The sequence below is a fragment of the Neobacillus rhizosphaerae genome (assembly GCF_050477885.1).
In the GTDB taxonomy this organism is placed as follows: domain Bacteria; phylum Bacillota; class Bacilli; order Bacillales; family Cytobacillaceae; genus Neobacillus; species Neobacillus rhizosphaerae_A.
This window is the reverse complement of sequence record NZ_JBCNAC010000189.1, coordinates 1-6,821: the sequence shown is the minus strand read 5'-3', so window position 1 is coordinate 6,821 and position 6,821 is coordinate 1. Positions and strand designations below refer to the sequence as shown.

General features: G+C 42.3%; 7 protein-coding genes. 1 reads left to right on the top strand and 6 read right to left on the bottom strand.

Annotation, left to right across the window (positions count from 1 at the left end; translation table 11 throughout):
* Positions 1–335 precede the first annotated feature (335 nt).
* Positions 336–962, top strand: a complete 627-nt coding sequence (locus tag ABES03_RS25020; protein WP_430121821.1) for a LysE family translocator — start codon at positions 336–338, stop codon at positions 960–962.
* Positions 963–1,013: 51 nt separating this feature from the next.
* Here the strand turns inward: ABES03_RS25020 and ABES03_RS25015 are convergent, their stop codons facing one another.
* From ABES03_RS25015 to ABES03_RS24990, 6 genes are all read right to left on the bottom strand, one after another.
* Positions 1,014–2,288, bottom strand: coding sequence for a UDP-glucose dehydrogenase family protein (locus ABES03_RS25015; protein WP_430121819.1), 1,275 nt, complete (start codon positions 2,286–2,288; stop codon positions 1,014–1,016).
* A 6-nt stretch (positions 2,289–2,294) separates the two neighbouring features.
* Entirely contained in the window at positions 2,295–3,107 is an 813-nt protein-coding gene (locus ABES03_RS25010; RefSeq protein WP_430121817.1) for a UTP--glucose-1-phosphate uridylyltransferase, read from the bottom strand.
* Positions 3,108–3,323: 216 nt separating this feature from the next.
* The gene (locus ABES03_RS25005; protein WP_430121815.1) at positions 3,324–3,926 is read right to left on the bottom strand and encodes a response regulator transcription factor; all 603 of its coding nucleotides are present in this window, start codon (positions 3,924–3,926) and stop codon (positions 3,324–3,326) included.
* Complete coding sequence (locus tag ABES03_RS25000; protein WP_430121813.1) at positions 3,923–5,050, bottom strand: sensor histidine kinase; 1,128 nt, start codon at positions 5,048–5,050, stop codon at positions 3,923–3,925. Before ABES03_RS25000 ends, ABES03_RS25005 begins: the two co-directional genes overlap by 4 nt.
* A 6-nt stretch (positions 5,051–5,056) precedes the next feature.
* The gene (locus tag ABES03_RS24995; RefSeq protein ID WP_430121811.1) at positions 5,057–5,794 is read right to left on the bottom strand and encodes an ABC transporter permease; all 738 of its coding nucleotides are present in this window, start codon (positions 5,792–5,794) and stop codon (positions 5,057–5,059) included.
* A complete protein-coding gene (locus ABES03_RS24990) occupies positions 5,795–6,697 on the bottom strand; it encodes an ABC transporter ATP-binding protein (RefSeq protein ID WP_430121809.1) in 903 nt (300 codons plus the stop codon).
* Between the last annotated feature and the right edge of the window lie 124 nt (positions 6,698–6,821).

The window sequence follows — 6,821 nt, the reverse complement described above, 5'->3', positions numbered from 1 at the left end:
ATTTTTTGTTTGTTGACGTTTTTGTTTGTTTAGTTTTCAAAGAACAATTTGATGAGACAACTTTTATATCTTATCATCTTTCGTATCTCGTTGTCAATAACTTTTTTCTTTTTTTACAAGATTAGTAGTTATCAGCGACAACTTTTATACTATACTACTTATCAACTGTTTTTGTCAACAAATAATTAATCTCTTTTTGAAATCAATCTTGTTTTGCTGACAGTCCTTAAATATTATCAGCGAAATAAATATATGTCTACTTGTTTATTTTTCCAATTACAGGTGCTTGAATATTGTATAATAATAGATAAATTGCGCAACAGAGGTGAGAGAGTATGCTTACGTTCATATTAGTTGTTTTAGTATTATTCCTGATTCCTGGGCCTGCTGTTTTACTCACTGTCACACAAACAGCAAAGGGCGGAAGAAAAGCAGGCATCATAACTGGAGTGGGAATAGCTGTCGGAGATTTAATTCATACCGTTGCGGCTGTTCTTGGTCTGTCAGCCATTTTAATGACATCCGCTTTAGCTTTTGAGATCGTAAAATATTTAGGTGCTGCCTATTTGATTTTCTTAGGAATCAAATCATTACTCGAAAAAACGAAAGCCCTCGAAGAAAAGCCAGTAACCGATATAATAAAGACTGATCCTTCGGTGTCATTTCGTCAGGCATTGGTTATTGAGTTACTTAATCCAAAAACAGCGCTTTTTTTCTTAGCTTTCCTGCCACAGTTCGTTCATCATAACGGCACACCTGTTGTATATCAACTGTTAATTCTTGGACTTACATTTGTGTTGATGAGCATTTTGTATACGACTCTTTTAGCCTTCCTTACAAGTTCAATCGGGAAACGATTATTTTCTAATAAGAATAGTAATTTCACTCGCTGGCAAGGAAAAGTCGTTGGAGCCATTTATATTGGTTTAGGGCTGCAGCTGGTATTGCAAAGCCAGAAATAACGGGATAACACAAAAAAGAGCATTCATCTATGCTCTTTTTTTGCGAAAATATTAATGATTTGCTACCCCTAGGTAGTTGAATCCCAGGCTTTCGACCAATCTCTTATCAATCATGTTTCTTCCATCGAATATATAGGATTGATTCATTAACGGTTTAAGACTGGCCCAATCGAGGGTTTTATAGTCGTCCCAGTCAGTACAAAGAACAACCGCATCCGCCCCCGTCACCGTTTCCGCTACTGTGGGGAACTGCCCGCTTGCTAACTTTACAATCGGATCATGTACCCTAAGATTCACTTTCTCTTCTAGTAATTGTTTGATTATAACGAGACTTGGGGCTTCCCTCGTGTCATCGGTGTTTGCTTTAAACGCTACTCCTAAAACAGCAATCGTTTTACTTTGGAGATTTCCTCCGAGAGCCTGCTTGATTTTTTCAATAAAATAATCTGTTTGTTCTTTGTTCACTTTAGCAGCGCTTTCTAATATGGACAAAGGCCGCCCGTTTTGTCTCGCTATTTGTATTAATGCGCTCACATCTTTGGGAAAACAAGAACCTCCATAGCCTAATCCGGCATTAAGGAAATGAGGGCCAATCCTGTGATCCAATCCAATCGCCTTTGAAACATCATTCACATTAATCTGAAGTCTATTACACAATCTAGCTAACTCGTTAATATAGGATATCTTTAAGGCGAGAAAGGAGTTAGCGGCATACTTTATCATTTCGGAGGCCCTAGGGTTCGTTTCGACGATGGGACAATGGAAGTCTTTATAAAGGTCTCTCATTATGGCTCGTGCTTTTTCGCTTGTTGTACCAATAACAATGCGGTCGGGATTCAGTGCATCTAGAACAGCTGAACCTTCACGTAGAAACTCGGGATTGGAGACGACATCAAAAGGAATTTTGTCCTTTTGTGATTCGCTAATCCATTTCGTAACCAGCTCTGCTGTACCAACCGGCACCGTACTTTTCGTGACAATTACCTTATAGTTGTCCATATTTTCCCCAATAGATTCGGCCACATTTTTCACAAAAGTAAGGTCTGCACTTCCATCTGTGCCTTGTGGGGTGCCAACGCAAATGAATATTACATCATTTTCTTTAACTGCCTTCTTGGTCTTCTTTGTAAAAGAAATATTTTTCGCAGCGATATGCTTAATTAACAGGTCTTCCAGTCCCGGCTCATAGAAGTGTAGTTTCCCAGCTTCCAAAGCTTTGATTTTGTTCTCATCAAGATCAAGTCCTGTAACCTGATGCCCCATTTCACAAAAAATGAGACCTGTTGTCGTTCCTACATATCCTGTACCAACGATTAAAATTTTCACGTTGGTTTAATCCTCCCTTGGTCCACATAAATAGTTAATTAGTTTGACATACTCACTACTTTTAGCAATATCATAGCTTTGCCCCTGTATCTCTAAGGCATAGCTTGTATAATCCTGAGCCATCGCTTTAATGGCGTCTGTCAGTTGGATTTCTCCCCCTACACCAGGTGTGACGGTTTCAAGATAATGAAAGATGGCAGGATTAAAAATATACCTTCCGATCACAGCTAAATCTGACGGGGGGGATTCCTGTGGTTTTTCAACGATGTCCTTAATCGTGTATTCTTTTTCTCTTAGCGCTTGAGGTTGAATGACACCGTAGTTTCTTAGTAGGGATGGGGCCGTCTTTTTGACGCCGACGACATTTCCCTTGTATTCTTTGAACATCGTAATTAACTGACTTAATGGTGGCTGCTTGTCAGAAAGAACGATTTCATCTGGTAGCAAAACTGCAAACGGTTCATCCCCTACAAAGTGTTTACCAAGCAGGATGGCTTCGCCTAAACCGCGTGCATATGATTGTCGAACATATTGAAAATGTACATTTGGTAAGCTGATTTCTTTTAATAAATGATTCTTTCCCTTTTCCTCTAAATAGGTTTCTAGCTCCACTGACCGGTCATAGTAATCAAGAATCATATTTTTTGATCTCGACACTACAATGAGGATTTGCTCGATTCCCGATTTAATTGCCTCCTCGACAAGATAGTCTATTGCTGGTCTCCCGCAAATCGGTAGCATCTCCTTCGGTAGAACCTTCGTGATCGGCAGGGTTCTTGTTCCATACCCAGCAGCAGGTATAATTGCCTTTCGTACCATGTCCTTCCCTCCTTACGAACTAGTATTAATTTATTCTTGTACCTATTTGCAGGAAGGTTGTCCAACATAGAAAGGGCGATAAATGGGTAGTTGTCCACGGATTGAAGGGGACAGTCCCCCAGCGCTTTAACGGACTGGGGGACTGTCCCCAAAATAAAAAATCCGGCCCCAAAAAGAAATGGGACCGGATTACTAATCTATTTATAACACTGCTCTTTACAACCAGCCCTTTTCTTCAGCTTTGGCTGCGGCTTCGGTTCGATTTTTAGCGTCTAGTTTATGAATGATTTCGGAGATATAATTGCGGACAGTGCCGGAGGATAAATAGAGTTCTGCTGTGATTTCTTTTGTTGTTTTTCCTAAGGCTGCTAATCTTAGAATCTCTTGTTCTTTCGGAGTGAGCGGATTCTCCTCCCGAATTACCGTAAAAGCGAGTTCAGGGCTGAACACACGTTTTCCAGAGATCACCTTACGGATAGCATCTGCCAGCTCGTCGATCTCACCATCCTTCAGCAAGTATCCATGGACACCAATCTTCACGGCCCGCTCGAAATATCCCGGTCGAGCAAATGTGGTTAAGATTATGACCTTGCTTGAAGCCCCTCGGCGTGCGAGTTCCTCTGCCACCTCAAGTCCGTTCATCACAGGCATCTCTATATCCATTAAACATACATCCGGCGCAATCTCCAAAATCGTTGAAAGAGCATCGGCTCCATTCATCGCCTGGCCCACAACCTTCATGTCAGCCTCTAAATCCAAGAGGGAGCCAAGCGCTCCCAACAACATTCGTTGGTCTTCTGCAATAAATAAGCGGATCATCCTGCTGCCCCCTCTGCTTTTTTAATAATTGGCACCGTTATTTCCAAGACGGCACCATTATGGTTTGATAGAGTCAGTTCGCCGTCAACGAGAGCAAGCCTCTCTTCCATCCCGCGCAAACCATTCCCAAACACTCGATTAACGCTTACACCCATCCCGTCATCCTTGATGACGATGTTCATTTTTTCAGAAAGAAGATTGATAGAAATGGAACAATGGGTAGCACGGCTATGTTTCACGACATTGGTGGCAGCCTCCCGCACACACATGGCGATAATATTTTGAATGAAGGGAGAAATCGTTGAAAAATTAACCTCTCCATCGTACTGATAGGTAATTCCAGCTGCTCGTAAAATTTGCTGCATTTGGATGAGCTCTTCTGCAATGGTCGCAGCTCGCATATCCGACACCAATTCGCGAACTTGCTGGAGTGCGGCACGGGAGGTGATTTCCATTTCCTTTGCCTCGTGACGTGCCCGTTCAGGGTCAACCGCTGTCAACCGTTGAACAAGCTGGCTCTTTAATGTGAGAAGGGACAATGTATGTCCGAGCGTATCATGGAGATCACGGGCAATCCTTACTCGCTCCTCCCGTTTCACCAATTCCTCAATTTTCTGGTTCGCTTTGTCGAGCGCTTTTTCCAGCTCCATTCTACGATTCATCGAACGAATGCCAAATGGAGAAATCAACATGATAATAAGGAAAGGAACGTAATAAATCAGCTCTTTGGTGGTAAAAAAAGAACCCACCTTTACTATATGAATGATAAATGGAAGCAGTTGAACGATAACTAAACTTATGAGCCCCCTTCTAAACAATCTCTTATCCTGATACCAGCCAATGAAATTCGCCGAAAAAAATCCTAAAAACATGTAGTTTAAGTGATAAAACAAACTAAAGGAAAACACGATCGCTAGCTGGACCGCCAGCCAGTACGAGAAGCTTCTTTTTCCTATCGAAAAATAAATCTGGCGGTACGTCAGTAAGAAAAGCAGCACCATTAGATAGCCAAGGAGCTGCTTCATACCTGCTTCCTTTGTTAAATAGTAGATAGGAAACCCTAGATATATAAGAAAGATATAAGGAAATAATCCAAATCGTTTTGGGAAAATAGAGAAATTCACACCACATCACACCGCTTCTTGTTTTCTTCTAATATATTTCGATAGTAGCATGAAAACAGCTAAGTAGGCGATTAAAATAAGAATATTTTTCCAATCTGGGTGATTGCCACGGACAATCTCCCAGGCGCCACTTCCGAAATTGTAGGAAGGTAGCCATTGTGCGATCGATTGCATTATTTTCGGCATGACTTCTAACGGCATCCACAGGCCGCCAGCCACCGCAAGGACCATGTATATTACATTACTGATTCCGGCTGCTGTTTCTACTTTTTTCATCATGCCAATAAGAGTACCAATCGCTAGGAACGGCAGCGAGCCTAGCAAAATCCAGATACCACTCATTATCCATTTCAGGGCCGTTAAAGATACGTCATTAATTAAAGCACCCGCGATAAAAATAATCGTAATCGAAAAAAGGTGAATTACGCTCTGACCAATCATCTGCGCCACAAAATAGACGGTGTCAGATAACGGCGTGATGCGAATGAATGTGGACCATCCCTGCGAGCGCTCCTGCACCATGCGGATACCAAGCGTCATCATGGATGAACCCATTACGCTAAATACAGTCATTGACATTAGATAGTGGGCCTGCCATTCGGCTTTGTCCGGCACATCCGAATTCACTAGGTTGGTAAAAATATAATAGAAGACAATCGGCATGACGAGCGACCAAAAGACAAAATACCGATTCCTTAAGATCCTGATGATTTCAACTTTACATTGCATTTGAAATGTTTTCATTTATATAGCCTCCTTTGATTCGCTAGTCAGCTGCTCAAATGCTTCCTCTAGCTTTCCACGTTCAATTTGGATGTCATGTGCCCCAATCTTCTCTTGAAAAATTAGTTCCAAAACCTTATCCGTGTTTGACGTCTGCACGTACACGCGATTATTTTTCCGATAAATGTCATCAATTTCATTGTGCTGATACAATGTCTCCAATGAGCGTTCCGGGTCAACCATAAAGGAAACGGATTGCTTGGAGATTCTCGCTTTGATTTGTGCCGGTGTTCCGTCAGCGACGATGCTGCCGTCTTTAAAAAGAAGAATCCGGTCAGCTGCATCATCTGCCTCTTGGAGGTAATGGGTGGAAAAAATAATCGTTTTTCCTTGTGCGGCCAGCATGCGGACAGTTTGCCAAAAACGGTTTCTCGCGGTTATATCCATGCCGACGGTTGGTTCATCAAAGATGATCAGTTCTGGATTTCCCGCAAGTGCGAGCGCAAAGCTTAAGCGGCGCTTTTGTCCTCCTGACAACTTTTCCGCCCGGGTTTTTAAATCCTGCTCGGTTAGGCCCGTTAGTTGGATGAGTTCACTCATCGGTAGTGGATGCGGGTAATAGCTGCGAATTAGCGCGAGGATTTCGCGAACCTTCAGTCCCGGCATGACACTGACTTCTTGAAGCATGGTACCGATTTTTTCCCGGACCTGCTTTTCATGTGGCTGATGGTTAAAAAGGGTTACCTCTCCATCTGTCGGCTTCAGTAATCCTAGGATCATAGAGATGGTGGTTGTCTTCCCTGCACCATTTGGACCGAGGATCGCCACCACTTCTCCTTTTCCAATCGTAAAGCTCACATCGTTCACTGCCTTTTTATGTTGAAATGACTTCGTCACGTTCATTAAGCGTAAAATTTCGTTCATTTTTCGAACACCTCCTGCTTTCTTGATATCATTGTACGATTTAGGGGTGGGGAGTTTTAGTAAGTTATGTCATCAAAACGAGGTGACAAATGTCATTTAAATACAAAAAAAGGGGACAGTCCCC